Below are 19479 nucleotides of genomic sequence, written 5' to 3' on the forward strand. Positions count from 1 at the left end.
CATGCGGGCCAAGGCCCGCGGCCCGTTCCGGGAATCCCGGGACGGGTTGCATTTTCAGGAGGACGACATGCCCAAGATCAAGACCAACAAGAGCGCGGCCAAGCGCTTCGAGACCACCGGCACCGGCAAGTTCCGCCGCCGCCGCCAGAACAAGCGCCACATCCTGACCAAGAAGAGCGCCAAGCGCAAACGCGCCCTGTCGTCTTCCGCCATCGTGGATTCGGCCAACGAAGGCGCCGTGCGCCGCCTGCTGCCCTACGCCTAGGCCCGGGCCAGACCACAGTTTTCTGAAGCGCCCCCTGGCGGCCGCCTTGTAAGCGGCCGCCAGGGGCTTGCGCCTCACACCAGGAGGACATCCCATGCGTGTCAAACGCGGACAGGCCGCCCACAAGCGGCACAAAAAGTATCTGAAGCTGGCCAAGGGCTTCGTCGGCGCCCGTTCGGTGCTCTACGAGACCGCCCGTGAGAACGTCGAACGCGCCATGGCCTACGCCTATCGCGACCGCAAGACCAAGAAGCGCGAGTTCCGCAAGCTGTGGATCATGCGCATCAACGCCGGCGCCCGCGAGAACGGCATGAGCTATGGCAACTTCATGCACGGCCTGACCCTGGCCGGCATCGACCTCGACCGCAAGGTCCTGGCCGACATGGCCGTGACCCAGAAGGCCGACTTCGCCAAGCTGGTCGAGATGGCCAAGGCCAAGGTCTCCGCGTGAACCCTGCCGAGGCTTTGATCGAGGAATTGACCGCCCTGGCCGGGGAAGCGACAAACGCCCTCGGCCAGGCGGCCTCTTTCGAGGCCCTGGAGGACCTGCGCGTGGCCTTTCTCGGGCGCAAGGGCAGGCTCGCCCAGATCATGTCCAGGCTTCCGGGCCTGGACGCAGAGGGCAAGCGCCAGGCTGGGCAGGCCGCCAACTCCGTCAAGGAGGAGCTCACTGCCCGCCACACCCTGCGCCTGGAAGCCCTGAAGCGCGCCCAGGAGGAGGCCATGCTCGCCGGGTTCGACCCGGCGCTGCCCGGCCGCACCCCCTCCGTGGGAGGGCTGCACCCGCTCTCCATCGTCACCGAGGAGATCTGCCAGGCGTTTTCCGGCATGGGTTTCGAGGTGGTCACCGGCCCCGAGATCGAGACCGACTTCTACAACTTCGAGGCCCTGAACTTCCCGCCCGAGCACCCCGCCCGGGACATGCAGGACACCCTGTACATCGGCGACAACGTGCTCCTGCGCACGCACACCTCGCCCCTGCAGGTGCGCACCCTGCTCTCGCGCAAGCCCCCCGTGGCCGCCATCGCGCCCGGCAAGGTCTACCGCCGCGACTCGGACCTGACCCACTCCCCCATGTTCCATCAGATCGAGGGCTTCCTCGTGGACAAGGGCGTGACCATGGCCGACCTGCGCGGCACGCTCACCTTCTTCGTGCACCGCATCTTCGGCCCCGAAACCCTGGTGCGTTTCCGCCCGAGCTTCTTCCCCTTCACCGAGCCCAGCGCCGAAGTGGATATCTCCTGCGTGATGTGCGAGGGCAAGGGCCACGTGAAGGGCGAGACCTGCCGCGTTTGCAAGTCCACCGGCTGGGTGGAGATCCTAGGCTGCGGCATGATCGACCCCAACGTGCTCGCGGCCGTGGACATCGACCCCGAGGTCCATTCCGGCTTCGCCTTCGGCATGGGCGTCGAGCGCGTGACCATGCTCAAGTACGGTGTCGGGGACCTGCGGCTCTTTTTCGAGAACGACGTCCGCTTCCTGGCCCAGTTCGCTTAGAATCGGGCGACAGCCCATCTTGAGGAGCCCGGCGGGCCATGCGCTCCGGACTCCGGAGGCACTTCCATGCTCCTGTCTCTCAACTGGCTGCGCGAATTCGTGCCCTTCGAGGGCTCCATCGAGAACCTGGCCGACAGGCTGACCATGCTCGGCCTCGAGGTCGAGGGGATCACCCGGCCCTTCGCTGCCTGCGCCGACGTGGTGGTGGGGCGCGTGCTCACGCGCGAAAGCCACCCCGACGCCGACAAGCTCTCGGTCTGCACCGTGGACGTGGGCGGCGAGGCCCCCCTGAGCATCGTCTGCGGCGCGCCCAACGTGGCCGCCGGGCAGTTCGTGCCCGTGGCCAGGATCGGCACGGTCCTTCCCGGCGGGCTGACCATCAAGAAAAGCAAGATTCGCGGCGTCGAGTCCTTCGGCATGATCTGCTCCGAGTCCGAGCTGGGCCTTGCCGAGAAGTCCGAGGGCATCCTGGCCCTTGACGGCTCGCCCGCGGTGGGCGCAACGCTCGCCCAGGCCCTGAACCTGGACGACGTGGTCCTGGAGATCGGCATCACGCCCAACCGGGCGGACTGCCTGTCCATCCTCGGCCTTGCGCGCGAGGCCGCCCTGGCCTTCGGCCTGCCCCTGACCATGCCCAAAGTGCAGGTCAGCGAATCGGGCCCCGAGGCCTCCTCGCTCGTGTCCATCCGCATCCCCGAGCCCGAGTTCTGCCCCGTGTACCGCGCGCGCATCATCAAGGGCGTCGAGATCGGCCCCAGCCCGGCCTGGATGCGTTACCGCCTCACGGCCATGGGCCAGCGCCCGGTGAACAACATCGTGGACGTGACCAACTACGTCATGCTGGAACTCGGCCAGCCCCTGCACGCCTTCGACAAGGCCCTGCTGGCCGGGGACTTCATCGAGGTGAGCCGCGCGGCCGAGGGCCAGAAATTCACCACCCTGGACGGCCAGGAACGCGTGCTCACCGGACGCGACCTGCTGATCAAGGACTCGGCCAAGCCCGTGGCCCTGGCCGGCGTCATGGGCGGCGAGAACACCGAGGTCTCCGCGCGCACCAGCGAAGTGCTGCTGGAGTGCGCAGTGTTCAACCCGCCCACCATCCGCAAGACCGCGCGCCGCCTCGGGCTCTCCAGCGAATCCTCCTACCGCTACGAGCGCGGCATCGACCAGCCCGGGTCGCTCTTCGCCATGAACCGCGCCGCCGCGCTCATGGCCATGGTCTCGGGCGGGCGCGTGCTGCCGGGCTTTGCCGAGGCCGAGCCCAAGCCCTGGAAGCCCTCGCCCGTGGACTTCAGACCCTCGCGCGCCAACGCGCTTCTGGGCATCGAGCTCACCGGCGAGTTCTGCCGCAAGACCCTCCAGGGCCTGGGCTGCGACGTGGCCCAGAAGGCCGCCGACTCCTGGACCGTCACCCCGCCCCCGGCCAGGCTCGACCTGGAGCGCGAGGTGGACCTCATCGAGGAGGTGGCCCGCGTGCACGGCATGGACCGCATCCCGGCGGCCATGCCCAAGATGCTCAAGTCCCTGGAAGTGCCCGACAAGCTTGGTGCGGAGGTGCCCTTCCTGCGCCGCCTCAAGGCCTGGGCCTGCGGCGCGGGACTGCGCGAGGTGGTCAGCTACTCCTTCGTGGGCCAGCATGAGCTGGACCTCCTGGGCCTGCCCGGGGAGGGCCGCGTGCCCGTGGCCAATCCGCTCTCCGAGGACCAGAACGTGATGCGCACCGAGCTGGCCCCCGGGCTCTTCAAGGCCGTGCGCCACAACCTGAACCAGGGCAACGTGTCGCTCAAGCTCTTCGAGGTGGCCAAGGTCTTCAGCGCCGACCCGGCCAGCGAGACCACGGTGCGCGAGCGCCACCGCCTCTGCGTCGCCCTGCACGGCGCGCGCTTCGGCTCGTTTCCCTGGCCCGAGGAGAAGGCCGACTACTCCGACATCAAGGGCCTGGTTGAGCACCTGCTCGCCAGCCTTGGGCTGCCCGAGGCGGCCTTCGCCGTCCGCAAGGACCATCCCTGGCTCTCACCCTGCGTGGAGGTCACGCTCGCGGGCAAGCCCCTGGGCGTTCTCGGGCGCGTGCTGCCCGACGTGGCCGACAGCTTCGAGGCCCGCTTCGCCCTCTGGGTGGCGGAACTCGACGCCGAGGCCCTCATGAACCTGCACTCCAAGCGCTCCGTGAAGTTCAAGGGCCTGCCCAAGTTCCCGCCCTCCTGGCGCGACATGACCCTGGTCATGCCCGCCACGCTCTCGGTGGCCGAGGTGCTGGCCTTCGTGCGCGAGCAGAAGGGCAAGATCTTCGAGGACGTGTCCGTGCAGGATATCTACGAGCCAGAAGGCGCGGCCGAGAAGAACGCGACCTTCCGCATGGTCTACCGCCACCCTGAGCGCACCCTGACCGACAAGGACGTGGACAAGGCCCAGAAGGCCGTGCGCGACGCCCTGGCCCAGGCCTTGCCGGTACGCTTCCAGGACGCGTAGGACTTCCCCATACGTCAAAAAGCGCTGGGAGCAGGCAAGCCTGCTCCCAGCGCTTTCATTTTGGGTGAAGCCCGCGAAGCCGCCGCCGGGGTCCGGGGCAGCGCCCCGCTCCTGTTCCTACGCCAACGCTCCGAGCGCTCCGGCAAGCTCGCCCAGCACGATGGCCGCGCCCATGAAATCCCCGTTGAAGCCTTTTTTCTTCGCGCTCAGGCGGGCCAGCAGCCACACGGCCACTGCGGCGGCCAGCGCGCCCTTCAACATCCCAAAGGGCGAGTCCAGCACGAGCCCGGCAACGGCCGTGACGCACGCGGCCAGCGCGAGCGCGCCCCGGGTGGCCCCGGGCGCAAAAAGCGCGCTCAGGCCGGGCCTGGCCCGCTCACGGCATACGGCGAGCGCTGCCAGCCCGGCGAGCCTGCCCAGGGCAAAGCACCAGCACGCGGCGCCAAGGCGTCCCTGCCCGGCCAGCAGGCCGAAGGCCAGCACCTGCCCGCCCAGGCCCATGACGAGCCCGAGCACGCCGAACGGCCCGGCCCGGCTGTCTTTCAGTATGGCCCAGAAGCGCTCCCCGGCGGCGCCGCTGCCCCAGGCGTCGGCGATGTCGGCCAGCCCGTCGGCGTGCAGTCCGCGCGTGAGCCAGAGCGACGCCCCGACGATCACCCAGCCCTGAAGCTGCGGGTACTCCCCGAAGAGCCCCAGCGCGCACGGAAGCACCGCCAACGCGCCGACCACGAGGCCCACCAACGGAAACCACGGCAAGGTTCTCGGGAACACGTCTGCCGGCACGATGCGCGGCGGCCCCAGGCGGGTGAGGAAGGAGAGCGCGGCGAAGAAGCCGTCGAACATGGCGGGCCTCACCGTCCCTCCAGGACAAGCGACACCGCGTCGCCTGGGGCGAGCCCCAGGGCGTCTGCCGCCGAAGCCCGGTCCATGGCCAGCTCAAGGTAGCCCTGGCTGCCCGCGATGAGCCCCAGTTGCCCCTGGGCGAGCTTTTCGTAGGTCGTAGCTGGCATGACGGGCATCCGCTCCGGCGAGGCCATGGCGCAGCCCCCGGACGCGAATACGGACGGGCCGAAGCGCGCGGTGTCCAGGTTCAGGATGCAGTTGCCGAAGCGGTCCACATGCAGGACCACAGCCCGGAGCGTCGGGCCATCCCGTTCGGGCGCGGCCCCGGGCAGGCGGGTGAGGCTTTCCGGATTCACTTCCGCCCCGAGGTCTTCGGGTTCGTCACCCGTGAGGAGCCTGGCGGCCAGGGGCGCAAGGATGTCGCGGCCGTGGAATGTGCCTGTGCTCGCCAACCGTCCGGCCGGTGTCACGTCGCGCGTCCGGCACGGCCCGTCCTGGGCCAGGACGAGCGAGAGGAGCCCGTTGTCCGGGGCCAGGAAAATCTGCCGGAACTTCTCGAGCAGCACCAGGCGCCGCTCCCCTCCCACGCCCGGGTCCACCACGCAGACGAACACGCTGCCCGGGGCGAAATGCGCGCGGCTGGAGTCGAGGAAGAAGGATGCCTGGAGAACGTCGAAGGGGCGCACGCCGTGGCAAAGGTCGATGACCCGGGCTCCGGGCGCGAGCGCGGCGAGGACGCCTTTCATCTGGCCCACGTAGGGGTCTTCGAGGCCGAAGTCGGTGAGCAGGACGGCGGGGCTTCCCATGTTCCCTCACGCGCGCGGCTTGCGGGGCGGGCCTGGGGCCGGGCCGGCGGCCGGACCTGGCGCGGGTGCGCCTGCCTCCCCGTGTGCGGGGAGGATGCCGTCAGCGGCTCTCGTTGTCCAGGGTCAGGTTGAAGGCCACGGCGTAGAGGTGGTGGAAGAAGTCGACGTACTCGACGTAGACGTTGTCGGGCACGTTGATGCGCGCGGGCGCGTAGGTGATGATGCCGCGCACGCCCGCGTCCACTAGGTAGTTGGCGGCGCGCTGGGCGCGCTCGGGCGGGGTGGTGATGAGCCCGATCTCGATGCCCAGCTCCTCGACCTTCTCCTTCAAGCGGCGCGAGCAGATGACTTCCAGGCCCGAGACTTCCTCACCGATCTTGAAGGGGTCGCAGTCGAACGCGCCCACGATGTGGAAGCCCCTGCGCGGGAAGTCCTGGTGGCGCAGGAGCGCCTTGCCCAGGTTGCCCACGCCCACCAGCGCGGCCTTCCAGACGCGGTCAACGCCCAGGGCCTGCTTGATGGAGGTGATCAGGTCCTGCACGTAGTAGCCCACCCCGCGCACGCCGAACTCGCCGAAGTAGGCGAGGTCCTTGCGGATCTGGGAAGGGTTCACGTTGCAGGCCTTGGCCAGCACTTCGGAGGAGAGGACTTCGGAGCCTTCGCGGCGGAAGGTCTCGAGGACCTGCACGTACAGGGCCAGCCTTTGAATAGTGGCGCGGGGTATGTGCTCGCTTTTCAAGGGCATGTGGATCTTCGCGTGGTGAGGGCAGTGGCTGCCCGGGTGAAAAAAAATCCGGGAGGCCCGGCTGGGCCTCCCGGTGTACGCTTCGTGCTTAGGCGAGGGGCTTCACGAACATGAGGATCAGGCAGACGACCAGGGCGTAAATGGCCAGGGACTCGATGAAGGCCAGGCCCAGGATCAGGGTGGTGGTCAGCTTGCCGCCGATCTCGGGGTTGCGGGCCATGCCTTCGCAAGCGCCCTTCACGCCGATGCCCTGACCGATGCCGCAGCCCAGAGCGGCCAGGCCCATGCCCACGGCGGAGCCCCAGGCGGCCATGGCGTTGACGCTGGAACCGCCCTCGGCGGCGAAAGCGAGGGAGGCCAGGCCAAGGAAGGCGATGGTGTTCAGGACGGTGAACAGAGTCTTACGCATGGAGAATCTCCTCATTGTGGTATGTTGTTTGGTCAAATGACCATTTCCCCCGGTTTAGTGGGCGTGTTCGAAGGCTCCCTTCAGGTAGACCAGCGAGAGCATGAAGAACACGAAGGCCTGGATGAAGTCGGCCAGCGCGAAGAGGAAGTAGATCGGGAACGTGGAGGCGATGGGCGCCAGCATGAACAGAAGAATAAGGACCAGTTCCTCGCCGCGGATGTTGCCGAACAGACGCAGGGTGAGCGACAGCGGCCTGGCCAAGTGGCTCATGATCTCGAGGATGAGCATCATGGGGGCCAGGGCCGGCATGGGGCCCATGAAGTGCTTCACGTAGCCGGGGCCCCAGTTCCTGATGCCCCAGTAGTTGTAGTAGATGAAGACGAACAGGGCCATGGCTGCGTTGTGGTTCACGCTGTTGGTGGCCGAGTCGAACCCGGGCACCAGGCCCATGAAGTTGCAGGTCAGGATGTAGAGGAAGATGGCCACGAGGATCGGGGTGACCTTGCGGCCGTCCTCGCCCATGGTTTCCACTATGAAGTTCTCAAGCCCCCCGATGACGAACTCGAAGAAGTTCTGCAGGCCCGAGGGGACCATCTTCAGGCTCGCGGATGTCATGAGCCCGAGGGTCACCAGCACGGCAATGGCCAGCCAGGAGAAAAGAACCTCGTTGGGGATGTGAAGCCCCGCCCCTTTGGCCGCCAACTCCAAAAACAATACCGGATGTTCCAACCCGCCAGCCATGTTCCTAGGCCTCCTTCGCGCTGTTAGACCCGGCCCTCTTGAGGGCCCCCCACACCAAAATCGTCACCATCACCGTGGACATGCCGGCCAGAATCGCCCACACCGGCCATTCGGCCGCCACGATCATCGCGTACAGCCCGGCGGCAGTCACCCCCAGGCGCAGATAGAACCGGAAGAACGCTCCCCCGACCATGCCGGCCGGACTGAGGAGCAGCCCCTGGGCGAACTTCACGATCCACCAGAAGTTGAGCGTGATCAGAAGCGCGCCGCAGCTGTAGGCCAAGCCCCAGTCGGAAAGCTCCGAGAGCGACAGGGCGGCCATGCTCGTGACCACGGCCATCACTATCTGGTCGCGCACGAGCACGCGTCCGTCGGGGTGATGGAAGCCCAGGCGGATCAGGATGGGGTCCAGACGCTCACGCATCGGTCTTGCCCTCCTTGCCCTCGCCCGGCTTGCCGCCGTCCCCGGCTTTCGCGCCCTCCCGGCTTTCCTCCCCGGCCTTGCCGGCCTGGGTCGTGTTCAGGGACTGGGTCCTGCTCATCTTCATGGCGTCCCGGTACATGGCGCGGAATCCCGCGACGATGCCCATGAGCAGCCAGAAGATCAGGCCCCACGGCTGGGTGTGGAACCACTTGTCGCAGTAGTATCCGATCACCAGGCCGACCACGGTGTGGGCCACGAAGTTCGTGCCCATGGTGGCGGCCTTCTCGATGCCGTCCCAGGTCCCTTTGTCCCGGTTCTTAAAGAACACCCGCACCTCCCAGGCTTTTCGCCCGTCAGCCGCGGCACTCGTGCTTTGCTTCACAAGTGCGGCTGGCCTAGCACACGCGCAACCTTTCCGTCAACGCGCCATGTGCCTACCGTAAGGATTTTTAAGGACTTCCCGGCCCGGCGTCAGCCTGGAACACCGCGCCGTCGCTGGCTTTCCCGGCTTGTGCATATTTGTACGATCTTTTTTCTCGCCCAAGCCGGGCCGCTGTCCAGGCGCACTCCTACTCCGTCCCGGCCGAAAAGGAAATCCCCCGGCGAGGGGCCACGGCGCCGCTTGCCCAGCCCGGGCTTCGCGGCTATTACCCCCGGAACGCCGCCCTCCGGGATCTCCATGAAAACATCCTTTTTCTCCGCCCTGTCGCTGGCCCTGCTGGCGGCGCTGGCCTCCGGCTGCTCCCTCGGCCCCGCCAGGCTGCCGGCCACGCGCATGGACTACAACGTCGCGGTGCAGCGCTCCTCCAACGAGGAGATGCTCCTGAACCTGGTGCGCATGAAGTATTTCGAGCAGCCCCTCTTCCTCCAGGTGGGCTCCATCGCCTCCAGCTTCAACTACAACATCTCCGGCACCGCCACGGGCACGTTCCCGGACCAGCGGGACTTCCTGCGCTCGATCTACTACTCCTACGCGCCGGGCGTCACGGCCCAGTTCTCGGACTCGCCCACCGTGACCTACACGCCCTACCAGGGCCAGACCTACGCCCAGCAGTTCCTGGCGGAGCTCGACTTCGAGCGCTTCGTCGTGCTCTACCGGGCGGGCTGGGACATCGAATACCTCATGCGCGTGCTGGTCAGCCGCATCGGCGAGCTCGACCACACCTACGACGCGCGCACCGGCTTCTTCCCCAAGGAGCACGCCGACTTCCTGGAACTGACGCGGATCATCGCGGAGATGGACGACCAGGGCCGCCTGGACATCGTCACCGTGTCCCCGGGCAAGGACAAGCCCAACCTCACCGTGATGACCATGCGCTTCAAGGACGACCGCGAGGCCGCGCGCGTCTCCGAGCTCACCGGCACGGACATCCGCCCCCAGCCCACCCGCCACGGCCACAACGTTGCGCGGCTGCGCCTCGTGCCCGTGAAGGAGCACGAGCTGGCCGCCCAGGAGGACGGCCAGGGCGGGCTCACGCTCATGCAGCTGCGCCTGCGCAACTGCCTGCGGGCCATGGAGCTCCTGGCCGCCGGGATCGACGCCCCCCGGGAGCTGGTCTCGAAGAGGGCCGCCTTCGACCTGCGCCCCCAGGCCGCCGACGTCATGGACGTCCGCTCCTCCCGCGAGCGGCCCTCCGGGGCCTACGTGTCCGTGCAGCACGACGGCTGGTGGTACTCCGTCAGGCGCGAGGACACCCGCTCCAAGGAGGTCCTCCAGCTCATGCTCAACCTCTTCGCGCTCCAGTCCGCCGACCCTCCCAAGGCCACGCCGGTCTTGACCCTGCCCGTGGGCGGCAATTAGGGTGCGGCAGCTTTTCATTCCAAAGGACAGGTGATGCTCAAACCCGATTTCGACAAGTGCGGCGGGCTCGTCCCCGCCGTCGCGCAGGACGAGGCCAGCAAGGAGGTGCTCATGCTGGCCTACATGAACGAACTGGCCTGGGAGAAGACCCTGGAGACCGGCGAGGCCCACTACTGGAGCCGCAGCCGGGGCAAGCTCTGGCACAAGGGCGGCACCTCCGGCCACGTGCAGAAGGTCAAGTCGATCCGCCTGGACTGCGACCGCGACGCCGTTGTCCTCCTGATCGAGCAGGTGGGCGGCGCGGCCTGCCACACGGGCAGGCGCTCCTGCTTCTATAATGAAGTCGGACCGGACGGCGAAGCCCGCGAGTGCTCGCCCATGGTCTTCGATCCCGAGAAAGTCTACGGGCCGGGCGCCTGATGGCGGCAAGCGCGCACCGCTCGCGAGTCCTGACGGCGGCCATCGGCCTGCCGCTGCTCGCGGCCTGCCTCCTCCTCGGCGGCTGGTGGATATTCTTCCTGGTGCTGGCCGCGTCCCTGGCCGGGCTGTGGGAGTTCTACGGGTTCTTCCCCTGCCCGGGCCCGGCCGCCCGCGTCCTGGGGCTGGGCCTGGGCGCGCTCACGGTCTGGCTGGGCTTCGCCCACGGCCCCGGGGCCGCGCTGGCCGTGCCCCTGGGCGCGTTCTGGCTGGAGGAGATCCTCAGGCTGTGGCTGCCCGGCGACACCAGGCCGCGCTGGGGCCTGGCGGCGTCGCTGCTCTACGTCCCGGCCAGCCTGCAGTTCTTGACCGGGTTCGGCCCGGGCGAGACCGCCCTGGTGCTGGCCTCGGTCATGGCCACGGACACCGGGGCCTACTACGCCGGGCACGCCGTGGGCGGCCCCAAGATCTGGCCGCAGGTCTCGCCCAAGAAGACCTGGGCGGGCAGCGCGGGCGGGCTCGCGGCCTCCGTGGCCGTGTGCCTGGCCGCCGGGCTCGCCTGGGGCAAGGCCTCCCCCGGGGCGTTCGCCCTCCTGGGGGCGCTCCTCTCCGTGGGATCGCAACTGGGCGACTTCATGGAATCCGCCCTCAAGCGCGCCGCCGGGATCAAGGACTCGGGCGCGCTCCTGCCCGGCCACGGCGGCATCCTGGACCGCATCGACGGGCTCATCCCGGCCGTGCTCATCTACGCCCTGGCCAGAACCGTGACGCACTACCTATGATAGACTACATCTCCTCACTCCCCGGAGCGAAGACCCTGCCGCCCTTCCCGCGCGGGCTGTGCGTGCTGGGCTCCACGGGCTCCATCGGCCAGTCCGCCCTGGCGGTGGCCGCCGACCACCCCGGACAATTCGAGGTCACGGCCCTGGCCGGGGGCCGCAACGTGGAGAAGCTGGCCGAGCAGGCCGCGCGCTTCAGGCCGCGCTGCCTGGCCGTGCTGGACGAGTCCGGCGCGAAAGCCATCAAGGCCTTGCTTCCGTCCGGGTACTCGCCCGAAATCCTCTGGGGGCCGGGAGCCTACGTGACCCTGGCCGCGCTGCCGGAATCGCGCGTGGTGCTCTCGGCCATCGTGGGCGCGGCAGGGCTGCCCCCCACGCTGGCGGCCGCCCAGTCCGGCAAGGTCATCGCCCTGGCCAACAAGGAATCGCTCGTGCTGGCCGGGCACCTGATCCGCCGGGCCTGCCGCGAGTCCGGGGCCGTGATCCTGCCCGTGGACTCCGAGCACAACGCCCTGTTCCAGGCCCTGGCCGGGCACCGGGGCGAGGACGTGGACCACCTGATCCTCACCGCGTCCGGCGGCCCGTTCCGCTCCTGGGCCGCGGCGGACCTGGCCGCGGCCACGGCCTCCCAGGCGCTCAAGCACCCCAACTGGTCCATGGGCGCCAAGATCAGCATCGACTCGGCCACGCTCATGAACAAGGGCCTGGAGGTCATCGAGGCCTGCCAGCTCTACGGCCTGCCCCAGGAGCGCGTGGAGGTGCTCGTGCACCCGCAGTCCATCGTGCACTCCCTGGCCGCCTACCGCGACGGCTCGCTCCTGGCCCAGATGGGCCAGCCGGACATGCGCATAGCCATCGCCTACTGCCTGTGCTACCCTGCGAGGCTGCCTCTGCGCATCGAGCCCCTGGACCTGGCCGCGCTCGGCACATTGAGCTTCGAGCGCCCCCGCACGCGGGACTTCCCCTGCCTGGACCTGGCCCGCAAGGCCGCCGCCGAAGGGCCGGGCCACTGCGTGGCGCTCAACGCGGCCAACGAGGTGGCCGTGGACCTTTTCCTCAAGGACCGCATCGGGTTCATGGACATCCCCCGGGCCGTGGCCTGGGCGCTGGACAACCAGCAGCCCCTGGACGACCCGGATTTCATGACCATTATGGAAGTTGACCGGGCCACGCGGCAAACCGTGGCGGAATACCTCACGGGAGCCACATGATCGATTTCCTCGGCAAAGCTGTCTCGTTCGTCGTCGTCATCGGCGTGCTCATCTTCATACACGAACTCGGCCACTTCCTGGTGGCGCGCTTCTTCGGAATGGGCGTGCGCGTCTTCTCCCTGGGCTTCGGGCCCAAGCTCGCCTCCTTCACCGCCGGACCCACCGAATACCGCGTCTGCGCCGTCCCCCTGGGCGGCTACGTGCAACTCGTCGCCCAGGACACCGAGGATGACGACACCACCCAGGGGTTCGCGCCCGAGACGTGGTTCATCCGCCGCCCCTCCTGGCAGCGCATGCTCGTGGTGGCGGCCGGGCCGTTCTTCAACCTCTTCCTGGCCTGGGCGCTCTACTCCTCGATGTTCATGGCCCACGGCCGCTTCGAGGTGCCCGCCGCAGTGGGCGAGGTGACCCAGGAGAGCGCGGCCGCGCGCGCCGGGCTCAAGCCCGGGGACGCGGTGCTCGCCGTGGACGGCTCCCCCATCGCCTATTTCAGCGAGCTCCAGGCCAAGGTGGAGGCCAGCAAGGGCAAGCCCATGGAGCTCTCCCTGCGCCGTGACGGAGAGGACCTGACCCTCACCGTCTCGCCGGACCTGGTGGGCCAGAAGAACATCTTCGGCGAGGACATAAAGAAGCCCATCCTGGGCATCCGCTCGCCCCAGGAGACCATCAACATCCCCCTGGGGCCGCTGGCCTCGCTCAGAGAAGGGCTCCGCCAGACCTGGGAGGTCACCTCGCTCACGGGCCAGGTGTTCTGGAAGCTGGTGGCGGGCGTGGTGCCCATGTCCTCCATCGGAGGGCCGATCATGATCGCGGAGCTCGTGGGCAAGCAGTCCGAGCAGGGGCTCGCGCACCTGGTGACGCTCACGGCCATGATCAGCGTGAACCTGGCCATCCTGAACCTCCTGCCCATCCCCGTGCTCGACGGCGGGCACATCCTCTTCTACTCGCTGGAGACCGTCCTGCGCCGCCCCATCCCCGAGCGCGTGCGAGGGCTGACGACAAAGATCGGCTTCGTGCTGCTCATGGCGCTCATGCTCACGGCCACGGCCAACGACATCATCCGCATCGTCACCGGCGGCGCCATCAAATGATCCTGGCGGTGAACACGGCCGAGGAGGCGCTCCAGCTCCTGCTCGCCCGCGACGGGGCCGTCCTCGAGAGCGTCACGGAGTTCTGCCAGGGGCGCATGAACGAGGTCATGGCCCCCACGGCCCAGGCCATGATCGCCCGCCACGGCGGAGCGGTCACGGCCGTGGCCTGCGTGCGCGGGCCGGGCAGCTTCACGGGCGTGCGCCTGGGCCTGGCCTTCTGCCACGGGCTGTGCCTGGGGCGCGGCCTGCCCATGGCCGGGATCGACTACCTGCCGCTCCTGGCCGCCAGCGCCCCCGACGCGGACGGGGCGGAGGTCCACGTGGTCACGCATTCGCGCCGCGGCCAGGTGTACCACCAGGGGTTCGGGCCTTCGGGGGCCTCGAAGGCGTCGGACATCGACGCCGGGAAGGCCCGGGAGGCCATCGTCGCGCGCTCGCTGGAGGCGGATGTCGTGGTGCTGGGCACGGGCCTTCGCCGCAACCCCGAGGCCTTCGCGGACCTGGGCCGGGCCAGGCGGCTGGACGTCGAGAACCCCTCGCCCGAGGCGCTCCTCGCGGCGGCCCTGGCCGCGAGCTACGCCCCGCCGCCCGTGGAGGCGCTGTATTTGCGCGGCTCCGACGCCGAGGAGAACCTGGCCGTGATCGCGGCCGGACGCGGCCTGAGCGAGGAGGAGGCCAGGGAGCGCATGAAGCGCGCCATGGCCTGACGAGAATTATTCTCGCCGGAGAAGACAGGCAGGGCTTAAGAGCTCGAACCATGCAGGGCTCTGCCCTGCACCCGCGAGGGGGAGTGCCTCCCCCTCGACCCGGCAACAGCTTCGCGGGTTTCACCCCGGACATGAAATTTGGCCGCCCTCGCGGCTGGAAGCGTGATTCCAGCCGCGAGGGCGGCCGATTTTCATACAAGCGGTGAACGGCGCGAAGCTAAAGCGGGTGCAGGGGCGTCCCCCCCCTGCCGGAGGGGTCCGGGGAGGCGGCGCCTCCCCGGTTCCGTTTTCCTCTACTCGTGGATCGGGAAGGTGAGCCCGGCCCCGAACCAGCCGATCACCCCCATCACGGGCAGCATGGAGAACTCCAGCCACGCGAACGCCCCGGCGCTGGGCCCGGTCATCACGCCCGGGTCCGCCAGCCACCAGACCACCCCGGCCACGAACTGGGCCATGAGCACCGGGCTCAGGTAGAGCTTGATCCTCACAGGGGTCATGGGGCTCATGGCGTAGTTGTACTTCCAGGTGGCCAGGCCCGTGAGCACCGCCACGGGCGTGAACAGCACGCCGGCGATGTTCATGGCGTGCACCGCCGCCTCCGCGAGCGCCCAGCCGAAGAGCACGTGGAAGAACGTGAACATGGCCGCGCCCGTGGCGAAAGCGATGGGGAAGTGCACGGTCATGGGGTGGGGATGGCGGCGCAGGAAGGGATTCTTGCGCAAAAGCCACGGCAACTCCGAGCCTTTGCCATCCTTGCGCTCCACGGCGCAGGACTCGTGCACCACGCCCACCTGGGGGTAGCGCTCCAGGCGGTCCAGGCCGTGGGGGGCCTGCTCCAGGTCGCCCGAGAGCTCGAACCCCGCGTCGTGGCGGTTCATGTGCCTGCCGGACTTCCAGAGCTTGGAGACCGAGACGTCGTAGACCTTGCCGCCCGCCGCCACGTAGGCGGGACGGCCGTCTTTTCCGTCGTACTTGGCGAGTTCCTCCAGGGTGAATGCTTTCGGCTTCTCAGGCATGCCCGCTCCTTTTTTCGCATTTGTCCCGATGGTTACACGATGGCGCCAGCGGCTGTCCAGCCGCCGCGCGAACGTGATCGCCCTTGCATCACGGCCCGGGTGAACGTATCAACTGGGTCATCATGTTCGTTGAATTCATCCTCCAGGCTTGCCTCGTTTTCGCGCTGATCCTGCTCAACGGATTTTTCGCCGCCGCCGAGATGGCCGTGGTCACCTCTCGCAAGAGCAGGCTTTCGGGCATGGCCGCCAAGGGCGACGCCGGTGCGAAGGCCGCCCTCGAGTTGACCGAGAACCCCGAAGGCTTCCTCGCCACGCTCCAGATCGGCATCACGCTCCTGACCATCCTCTCGGGCGCCTACGGCGAGGCCTCCCTGGCCCAGTACGTCACCGCCTGGTTCTCGGGCATCCCCCTGCTCGCGCCCTATGCCAAGCCCGCCGGGTTCGGCCTGGTGGTGGCGGGCATCACCTTCGTCTCGCTCATCGCCGGGGAGCTGGTGCCCAAGCGCCTGGCCATCGCCAGGCCCGAGGCCATCGCCAGGCTTGTGGCCCGGCCCATGGCCGTGCTGCTGAAGGCCGCCGCGCCCCTGGCCTGGTTTCTGTCGGCGTCCACGCGCCTGGTGCTGGGGCTCCTCGGCGTCAAGGGCGAGGCGGAATCGAGCGTGACCGAGGAGGAGATCCGCATCCTCGTGCGCCAGGCCGCCTCGGCGGGTGTGCTCGAGGAGGCCGAGCGCGACATGGTGGAGCGCGTGATGCGCCTGGGCGACCGGCCCGTGGGCACGCTCATGACCCACCGCTCGCGCATCGTCAGCCTGGACGTGGAGCACCCGGACGCCATCCGCGAGACCGTCCGCGCCACGCCCTTCAACCGCTTCCCCGTGGTGCGCGGCCGCCTGGAGAACCTGCTCGGCGTGGCCGAGGCCAAGGACCTCCTTGCCGTGAACGTCTGCGAGAACGCCCTGGAGATCCTGCCCGTGCTCATCCAGCCGCCCCACGTGCTGGAGACCACCACCACCTTCAAGCTCCTGGAGCAGCTGAAGATTTCTGGCCAGAGCCTGGCCATCGTGGTGGACGAGTTCGGCGACGTGGAGGGGCTCGTGACCTTCACCGACGTGCTGAGGGCCATCGTGGGCGAGATCACCCTGCCCGCCGAGGGCGTGGAGCCGCGCATCGCCCGGCGCGCCGACGGCTCCTGGCTGATCGACGGCATGACCCCGGTGGGCGAGGTCTTCGACCTCATCGGCCGGGACGCGCCGGAAGGAGACTTCCAGACCCTGGCCGGGTTCGTTCTCTCGCGCATGGGGCGCATCCCGTCCGTGGCGGACGGCTTCGAGCACTCCGGGCACCGCTTCGAGGTGGTGGACATGGACGGCCGGAGGGTGGACCGCGTCCTTGTGCAAAAAATCTCAAACGAGGATTCCCGAGCCTGAGGTCCGGGCAATTAGCTGTTGTCAGCTATGGCCTTTTCGGGTACGGGACTTAATCCTTTCGCGAGGGAATATCCTGTTGGAGGTCAACCAAGTCATGGTCAACAACGAACAGTCTCAATCCTCTACCCCCACCGACATGGAGGTCAACTTCGAGGCCGCCCTCGAGAACTACCTGAACGAAGATTTCGGGGATCTCGAAGAGGGCGTCATCACCAAAGGCGTGGTGGTGCGCGTCGGCAAGGAACACATCCTGGTCGACGTGAACTTCAAGTCGGAGGGCCAGATCCCGGTGTCGGAATTCACCGACGCCGAGGGCAACGTAACCGTGGGCGTGGGCGACGAAATCGACGTCTACGTCGTGGGCAAGAACGAGTCCGAGGGCACCATCCAGCTCTCGCGCGACCGCGCCAAACGGATGCAGCTTTTCGACAAGCTTGAAGACCTCCAAGAGAAAGACGACATCATCAAGGGCCGCATCATGCGGCGCATCAAGGGCGGCTACACCGTGGACCTGGGGGGCGTCGAAGCCTTCCTGCCCGGCTCCCACGTGGACCTGCGCCCCGTGCCCGACATGGACGCCCTGGTGGGCAAGGAATTCGAATTCCGCGTCCTGAAGATCAACCGCCGCCGCTCCAACGTGATCGTGTCCAGGCGCGTGCTGCTCGAAGAGCGCCGCGAGTCCCTGCGCCGCGACCTGCTCACCACCCTCGAGGAAGGCCAGGAAGTCACCGGCCGCGTCAAGAACATCACCGAGTACGGCGTGTTCGTCGACCTGGGCGGCCTGGACGGCCTGATGCACATCACCGACATGTCCTGGAAGCGCGTGAAGCACCCCAAGGAGATGGTCGGACTGGGCGACGAACTGCAGCTCAAGGTGCTCTCCTTCGACCGCGACAAGCAGAAGGTCTCCCTGGGCATGAAGCAGCTCACCCCGGACCCCTGGCAGAACATCGCCGACAAGTACCCCGTGGGCAGCCGCATGTCCGGCAAGGTGACCAACCTTGTGGACTACGGCGCGTTCGTGGAGCTCGAGCCCGGCGTCGAGGGCCTGGTGCACATCTCCGAGATGAGCTGGACCCGCAAGCTGCGTCACCCGTCCCAGATGGTTCACCTAGGCGACGAGGTCGAGGTGGTGGTGCTTGGCGTCGACCCCGACAAGAAGCGCATCAGCCTGGGCATGAAGCAGGTGAAGCCCAACCCGTGGGATCTCGTGGCCGACCGCTACCCCGAGGGCGCGGTGCTCGAAGGCACGGTGAAGAACATCACCGAGTTCGGCATCTTCATCGGCATCGAGGACGGCATCGACGGCCTCATCCACGTCTCGGACATCTCCTGGACCAAGAAGGTCCGCCACCCCGGCGAGCTTTACAAGGTCGGCGACGTGGTGCGCGCCAAGGTGCTCACCGTGGACAAGCAGTCCGAGAAGTTCACCCTGGGCATCAAGCAGCTCTCCGATGACCCCTGGCACGACGTGCCGGCCCGCTACCCCGTGGGCTCCATGGTCAAGGGAACCGTGACCAACATCACCGACTTCGGCCTGTTCGTCGAGGTGGAGGAAGGCATCGAAGGCCTGGTCCACGTCTCCGAGATCAGCCGCAAGAAGGTGAAGACCCCGGCCGAGCTGTACAAGGAAAGCGACCAGATCGAAGCCCGCGTGATCCACGTGAGCGCCGACGAGCGTCGCCTGGGCCTCTCCATCAAGGCCCTCAAGGACGACGAGGAGAAGCGCAAGGCCAAGGAATACCGCTCCTCCGGCCCCGAAGTGGGCGTCGGACTGGGCGACCTTCTGCGCCAGAAGCAAGAGGATGCTCAGCAGTAACGAGGAAATACAGCCGAAGAAGGGTTTCAGGCAGCGCCACCCGGTGCTGTTCGTCTTCGGCGTGCTTTTGTCGGCCATGGCCCTCACAGCGGGGGCCATGGCCTTTTTCACTTACTCCTCCTTCGACGGTGAGGAGATCGCCATCCACCTGCCCGATTCCCAGGCCTTGGGCGTGGCCTACCTGGACGGGTCCATCGACTCCTCGGGGCGCATGGTGGACTTCCTGCGCAGGCTGCGCGAGGATTCCTCGGTCAAGGGCGTGCTCCTGCGCGTGAACTCCGGGGGCGGAGGCTTCGGCCCCTCCCAGGAGATCTACCGCGCGGTGAAGAAGCTCGCCGAGAAGAAGCCCGTGGTGGCCTCCTTCGGCTCGGTGGCCGCCAGCGGCGGCTATTACGCGGCCTGCCCGGCCAAGGTTATCTACGCCCTGCCAGGCTCCATCACCGGGTCCATCGGCGTGCGCAGCATGTTCCCCAACGTGCGCGAGGCCTCCGAGAAGCTGGGCTTCACCTTCAACAGCTTCACCACCGGCAGGCTCAAGGACGCGGGCTCGCCCTTCCGCGAGATGACCGAGGAGGACAAGGCCTACCTCCAGGAGCTCATCACGGACCTGCGCGACATCTTCGTGGCCGACGTGGCCCAGTCGCGCAACCTGAACCCGGCGGACATAAACGCACTGCAGGGCAAGGCCATGACCGCGGCCAACGCCCTGACCCTGGGCCTCGTGGACAAGATCGGCAGCCAGGAGGACGCCCTGGAGGAGCTCAAGAAGCTCTCCGGCATAACCCGGAAGGACCCCAGGCTCATCAAGGGGCCCAAGAAATCCCAGTCCAGGCTCGAGGAGTACTTCGGCAAACTGGGGGCAGCCTTTGTCCGAGGTGTTGCCGAAACGGGTTACGAGCAAGGCATCCTCGCGCAATAGCTTCTTTTTTTCTAAGGGAAGCCCTATTTCCCCCGCAGCCCTTGACACTTGCTGCCGCCTCGGCAATCTTCCGGACAAGTTCGTATGAAGTGA

The 19479-nt window shown here is 67.8% G+C and carries 21 protein-coding genes; 13 read left to right on the plus strand and 8 right to left on the minus strand.

Going from position 1 to position 19479, the window contains the following annotated elements; translation table 11 throughout:
- Positions 1–67: 67 nt before the first annotated feature.
- The 4 genes from rpmI to pheT all read left to right on the plus strand — a co-directional run bounded on the left by rpmI (position 68) and on the right by pheT (position 4231).
- Positions 68–265, plus strand: coding sequence for a 50S ribosomal protein L35 (rpmI, locus tag ACZ5V4_RS07660; protein WP_464317587.1), 198 nt, complete (start codon positions 68–70; stop codon positions 263–265).
- A 94-nt stretch (positions 266–359) separates the two neighbouring features.
- Positions 360–716, plus strand: a complete 357-nt coding sequence (rplT, locus tag ACZ5V4_RS07665) for a 50S ribosomal protein L20 (protein WP_464317588.1) — start codon at positions 360–362, stop codon at positions 714–716.
- On the plus strand, positions 713–1762 hold the full coding sequence (pheS, locus tag ACZ5V4_RS07670; RefSeq protein WP_464317589.1) for a phenylalanine--tRNA ligase subunit alpha: 1050 nt from the start codon (positions 713–715) through the stop codon (positions 1760–1762). The genes rplT and pheS overlap by 4 nt, the downstream gene beginning before the upstream one ends.
- Before the next feature lie 66 nt (positions 1763–1828).
- Positions 1829–4231 (plus strand): phenylalanine--tRNA ligase subunit beta, encoded by a 2403-nt coding sequence (gene pheT / locus ACZ5V4_RS07675; protein ID WP_464317590.1) that lies wholly within the window; start codon positions 1829–1831, stop codon positions 4229–4231.
- A 117-nt stretch (positions 4232–4348) separates the two neighbouring features.
- On the opposite strand, the gene ACZ5V4_RS07680 is transcribed toward pheT, so the two are convergent.
- From ACZ5V4_RS07680 to ACZ5V4_RS07710, 7 genes are all read right to left on the minus strand, one after another.
- Positions 4349–5086: an adenosylcobinamide-GDP ribazoletransferase gene (locus tag ACZ5V4_RS07680; RefSeq protein WP_464317591.1), complete on the minus strand. Its 738-nt coding sequence runs from the start codon at positions 5084–5086 to the stop codon at positions 4349–4351.
- Positions 5083–5880: an SAM hydrolase/SAM-dependent halogenase family protein gene (locus tag ACZ5V4_RS07685; protein ID WP_464317592.1), complete on the minus strand. Its 798-nt coding sequence runs from the start codon at positions 5878–5880 to the stop codon at positions 5083–5085. The genes ACZ5V4_RS07680 and ACZ5V4_RS07685 overlap by 4 nt, the downstream gene beginning before the upstream one ends.
- A gap of 100 nt (positions 5881–5980) precedes the next feature.
- Positions 5981–6625 carry a redox-sensing transcriptional repressor Rex gene (locus ACZ5V4_RS07690; protein WP_464317593.1) on the minus strand — a complete coding sequence of 215 codons (645 nt, stop codon included), beginning with the start codon at positions 6623–6625 and terminating at the stop codon, positions 5981–5983.
- A gap of 88 nt (positions 6626–6713) precedes the next feature.
- Positions 6714–7034 carry an ATP synthase F0 subunit C gene (gene atpE, locus ACZ5V4_RS07695; protein ID WP_464317594.1) on the minus strand — a complete coding sequence of 107 codons (321 nt, stop codon included), beginning with the start codon at positions 7032–7034 and terminating at the stop codon, positions 6714–6716.
- Positions 7035–7088: 54 nt separating this feature from the next.
- On the minus strand, positions 7089–7775 hold the full coding sequence (atpB, locus tag ACZ5V4_RS07700; RefSeq protein ID WP_464317595.1) for a F0F1 ATP synthase subunit A: 687 nt from the start codon (positions 7773–7775) through the stop codon (positions 7089–7091).
- A 4-nt stretch (positions 7776–7779) separates the two neighbouring features.
- Positions 7780–8199: an ATP synthase subunit I gene (locus ACZ5V4_RS07705; protein WP_464317596.1), complete on the minus strand. Its 420-nt coding sequence runs from the start codon at positions 8197–8199 to the stop codon at positions 7780–7782.
- Positions 8192–8527, minus strand: a complete 336-nt coding sequence (locus ACZ5V4_RS07710; protein ID WP_464317597.1) for an AtpZ/AtpI family protein — start codon at positions 8525–8527, stop codon at positions 8192–8194. Before ACZ5V4_RS07710 ends, ACZ5V4_RS07705 begins: the two co-directional genes overlap by 8 nt.
- Positions 8528–8878: 351 nt before the next feature.
- Here ACZ5V4_RS07710 and ACZ5V4_RS07715 point away from each other — a divergent pair, with 351 nt between their 5' ends.
- The 6 genes from ACZ5V4_RS07715 to tsaB are packed head-to-tail and all read left to right on the plus strand — an operon-like array spanning position 8879 to position 14205.
- Positions 8879–10000: a hypothetical protein gene (locus tag ACZ5V4_RS07715; RefSeq protein WP_464317598.1), complete on the plus strand. Its 1122-nt coding sequence runs from the start codon at positions 8879–8881 to the stop codon at positions 9998–10000.
- A gap of 33 nt (positions 10001–10033) precedes the next feature.
- Positions 10034–10420, plus strand: a complete 387-nt coding sequence (gene hisI, locus ACZ5V4_RS07720) for a phosphoribosyl-AMP cyclohydrolase (protein ID WP_464317599.1) — start codon at positions 10034–10036, stop codon at positions 10418–10420.
- The gene (locus ACZ5V4_RS07725; RefSeq protein ID WP_464317600.1) at positions 10420–11199 is read left to right on the plus strand and encodes a phosphatidate cytidylyltransferase; all 780 of its coding nucleotides are present in this window, start codon (positions 10420–10422) and stop codon (positions 11197–11199) included. The genes hisI and ACZ5V4_RS07725 overlap by 1 nt, the downstream gene beginning before the upstream one ends.
- Positions 11196–12407 (plus strand): 1-deoxy-D-xylulose-5-phosphate reductoisomerase, encoded by a 1212-nt coding sequence (locus ACZ5V4_RS07730; RefSeq protein WP_464317601.1) that lies wholly within the window; start codon positions 11196–11198, stop codon positions 12405–12407. The genes ACZ5V4_RS07725 and ACZ5V4_RS07730 overlap by 4 nt, the downstream gene beginning before the upstream one ends.
- Positions 12404–13498: an RIP metalloprotease RseP gene (rseP, locus tag ACZ5V4_RS07735; RefSeq protein ID WP_464317602.1), complete on the plus strand. Its 1095-nt coding sequence runs from the start codon at positions 12404–12406 to the stop codon at positions 13496–13498. The genes ACZ5V4_RS07730 and rseP overlap by 4 nt, the downstream gene beginning before the upstream one ends.
- A complete protein-coding gene (gene tsaB / locus ACZ5V4_RS07740) occupies positions 13495–14205 on the plus strand; it encodes a tRNA (adenosine(37)-N6)-threonylcarbamoyltransferase complex dimerization subunit type 1 TsaB (protein WP_464317603.1) in 711 nt (236 codons plus the stop codon). The genes rseP and tsaB overlap by 4 nt, the downstream gene beginning before the upstream one ends.
- A gap of 293 nt (positions 14206–14498) precedes the next feature.
- Here tsaB and ACZ5V4_RS07745 read toward each other — a convergent pair whose 3' ends face one another.
- Positions 14499–15221: a DUF2231 domain-containing protein gene (locus ACZ5V4_RS07745; RefSeq protein WP_464317604.1), complete on the minus strand. Its 723-nt coding sequence runs from the start codon at positions 15219–15221 to the stop codon at positions 14499–14501.
- Positions 15222–15343: 122 nt separating this feature from the next.
- On the opposite strand from ACZ5V4_RS07745, the gene ACZ5V4_RS07750 reads away from it, so the two are divergent.
- From ACZ5V4_RS07750 to sppA, 3 genes are all read left to right on the plus strand, one after another.
- Positions 15344–16648, plus strand: a complete 1305-nt coding sequence (locus ACZ5V4_RS07750; RefSeq protein WP_464317605.1) for a hemolysin family protein — start codon at positions 15344–15346, stop codon at positions 16646–16648.
- A gap of 94 nt (positions 16649–16742) precedes the next feature.
- Entirely contained in the window at positions 16743–18467 is a 1725-nt protein-coding gene (locus tag ACZ5V4_RS07755) for a 30S ribosomal protein S1 (protein WP_464317606.1), read from the plus strand.
- Positions 18454–19386 (plus strand): signal peptide peptidase SppA, encoded by a 933-nt coding sequence (gene sppA, locus ACZ5V4_RS07760; protein ID WP_464317607.1) that lies wholly within the window; start codon positions 18454–18456, stop codon positions 19384–19386. The genes ACZ5V4_RS07755 and sppA overlap by 14 nt, the downstream gene beginning before the upstream one ends.
- The last annotated feature ends 93 nt before the right edge of the window (positions 19387–19479 follow it).

The sequence above is a fragment of the Fundidesulfovibrio sp. YSD1 genome, assembly GCF_055397115.1.